The organism is Hymenobacter agri, assembly GCF_054778495.1.
This window is the reverse complement of the sequence record NZ_BAAGZM010000574.1, coordinates 1-2721: the sequence shown is the minus strand read 5'-3', so window position 1 is coordinate 2721 and position 2721 is coordinate 1. Positions and strand designations below refer to the sequence as shown.

The following is a 2721-nucleotide window of genomic DNA, read 5'->3' as shown; positions in this document are numbered from 1 at the left end:
CGTGCGCAGCACGGCCAGCAGGCCGTCGGAACCTTCGCGGTAAGCCACCTTCTCGAACACCGGGCGGCTGACTTCCAGCCACTCGGGCGCGTCTTTCTTACCCAAAAACAGGCTGCGCAGTTCGGCCGCACCGCTTTCGCCGGCCAACTCGGGGCAGGTGTAGACGGTGGCCACCGGCACGCCGGCCTCGACGGCCACCGTGAGCTCGCGCAGGCCCTCGACTAGGGTGAGGCCCAAGGCGCGGCGCTCGGCCGATTTCTGCTGCAGCTTGAGGAGCTGCTTGATGCGCGGGTTCTGGGGGCTGGTGAGGCGGTCGAGGGGGGCAAAAGGCATGGGGCAAAGATACCGGCCCGGCGGCCGGGGCCAACCTTGCCGCCACCGGGGGCGTAGGCCGGGCCAGAACTTTCGCTACCGATGAACATTAAATCGAACACCAAAATTGTTGTCGGCTTCGCGCTGGCCGTGGGCGTGCTGCTGCTCACGGCCTCGGCTTCGTTCTGGAGCATTCGGGGGCTGAGCGTGCAAACCGACCGCGTGGAGCACTCCTACCAGGTGATGCAGGAAATAGAAACCATTACGTCGGTGCTCAAGGATGCCCAAGCTGGCACCCGCGGCTACCTGCTCACGGGCGATACCGCCTACCTGCGGCCCTACAGCATGGCGTCGGGCCAGCTGCCGGCGGCCCTGGAACGCGTGATGACCCTCACCGTGGAAAACCCCGTGCAGCGCACCCGGCTCGACTCGCTGCGCGGGCTGGTGGAGCAGGAATTCCGCATCCTGCGTCCGCTCACCGAGATAACGCGCACCCGCAGCCACGCCGAGATGCAGACCCTGCTCGACACCGACCGCCAGACCTTGCGGCAGGTGCGGCAGCTCTACGCCCGCATCAGGCGCGACGAGCTAGGCCTGCTGGCCGAGCGCAGCGCCCTGCAGGCCGTGTTCGAAAAATCCACGCCCATTGTGGTGCTGATATCGGCGGTGCTGGCGGTGCTCATCGTGGTGTGGCTGGTGATGAAGATTGTGCGGGAGCTCGACGATAACCGCCGCCTGCAGGCCGAGCTGGCCGCCGTGAATGCCGAGGTGGCCCAGCGTATTGCCCAGATTCGGGCTCTGGCCGAGCAGGTGGTGCAGGGCGACTACACCGTGCAGATGCCTGAGACTACGGCCGACAACCTGGGCGGGCTGGCCGTTTCGCTCAACCGCATGACGCAGACGCTCGACGCCAGCTTCAGCGCCCTCGAAAAGCGCAACCGCGAGCTCGACCAGTTTGCCTACGTGGCCTCGCACGATTTGAAAGCGCCCTTGCGGGGCGTGACCACCATCGTGAAGTGGATTGAGGACGAGCTGGCCGCCGAGCTCTCGCCCCAGCTGCGCACCTACCTCGACCAGATGAAGGGCCGCCTGGCCCGCCTCGAAGACCTGATAAACGGCCTGCTGGCCTACGCCCGTGTGGGCCGCACCACCCAGACCCGCGAGACTGTAGACGTGCGCCAGCTCCTCAGCGAAGTGGCCGAGCTGGTGGTTCCGCCCGACTTCACCCTCACGCTGGCCCCCGACCTGCCCACCCTGCCCGCCACCGACCGCCTCAGCCTGCAGCAGGTGTTCACCAATCTGCTCTCGAACGCCGTGAAGTACCACCACCGCGGCGCCGGCCACTTGGCCGTCAGCAGCCGCGACCTGGGCGACTTCTACGAATTCCGGGTGCAGGACGACGGGCCGGGCATCGCGCCCGAGTACCACCAGAAGATTTTCCTGCTGTTCCAGACGCTGCGCGACCGCCACACGGCCGAAAGCACCGGCATCGGCCTGAGCATCGTGCAAAAAATCATCAGCGAGCAGCAGGGCATCATTCGGGTCGAATCGGCCGTGGGCCAGGGGGCCGCGTTTATCTTTACTTGGCCGAAGTAAGCTGATGTCATCATTTAGGCTCCTGTCATCCTGAGCATTCTGCTTTAATCGCAGAATGCTCAGGATGACAGGGCTCGCTTAATACTAACCATACCTACCCATGCGCTCCGTTTTATTAGTTGAAGACGATGTATTTGACACGATGACGGCGGAGAAATCCTTCGCCAAGTTCAGTGTGCCGCACAAGCTGCACACGGCTTTCAACGGCGAAGAAGCCCTCGATTTGCTGCTGGGCCGCAACGGCACCGAGCCCCTGCGCCCGCTGCCAGAAGTCATTCTGCTCGATTTAAATATGCCGCGCATGAACGGCATCGAGTTCCTGACTGAGCTGCGCAACAACGCCGACCTGCACCACATTCCGGTGTTCATCACCACCACCTCGGCGATGGATGTGGACCGCGCCGACGCCGAGCGCCTGGGCGTGAGCGGCTACATCCTCAAGCCCCTGGATTTTGAAACCGGTGGCGACCTGGCCGACAGCCTCAGCCTGCTGGAGCAGTTGCTGAAGTAGCCGCCAGCTGGGCGGGGATTCACCGATTATTCACGGGCATTGCACGGAATTTGCGGACGATGTTGCACGTTTGGCGATTGGGCGCACGGTAAGCGGGCTTCGCTCGCAGTATAGTACCTTGCCGGGGCCTTTCACTGCTTTTCCTGCCGTTCTTCTCACCCATGAAAATTCCCTTTGCGCTTTCGGCGCTTTCCCTGCTGTTTCTGAGTGTGGCTACTGCGCAGGCTCAGCCCGATGGCCCCCGCCAGCTGGGTGGTGCGCCCAGTGTGCCCGTTGCGCCGCGCCCGCGGGCCGTGCCGGCG

2 protein-coding genes and 1 pseudogene are annotated in these 2721 nt (G+C 64.2%); 2 read left to right on the top strand and 1 reads right to left on the bottom strand.

Annotated elements, in window-relative coordinates; genetic code table 11:
* Positions 1-333: pseudogene (locus ACYVDE_RS19575) on the bottom strand (RNA methyltransferase); the annotation flags it as partial.
* An 81-nt stretch (positions 334-414) separates the two neighbouring features.
* Between ACYVDE_RS19575 and ACYVDE_RS19570 the strand changes: the two are divergent.
* Both ACYVDE_RS19570 and ACYVDE_RS19565 read left to right on the top strand, forming a co-directional pair.
* Entirely contained in the window at positions 415-1908 is a 1494-nt protein-coding gene (locus ACYVDE_RS19570; RefSeq protein ID WP_460503222.1) for a sensor histidine kinase, read from the top strand.
* Positions 1909-2008: 100 nt separating this feature from the next.
* The gene (locus ACYVDE_RS19565; protein ID WP_460503221.1) at positions 2009-2419 is read left to right on the top strand and encodes a response regulator; all 411 of its coding nucleotides are present in this window, start codon (positions 2009-2011) and stop codon (positions 2417-2419) included.
* The last annotated feature ends 302 nt before the right edge of the window (positions 2420-2721 follow it).

What these genes read in the sequence shown, in the direction of transcription:
- ACYVDE_RS19570 (WP_460503222.1), top strand. Translation starts at nt 415, where the DNA reads ATGAACATTAAATCGAACACCAAAATTGTTGTCGGCTTCGCGCTGGCC.
- ACYVDE_RS19565 (WP_460503221.1), top strand. Translation starts at nt 2,009, where the DNA reads ATGCGCTCCGTTTTATTAGTTGAAGACGATGTATTTGACACGATGACG.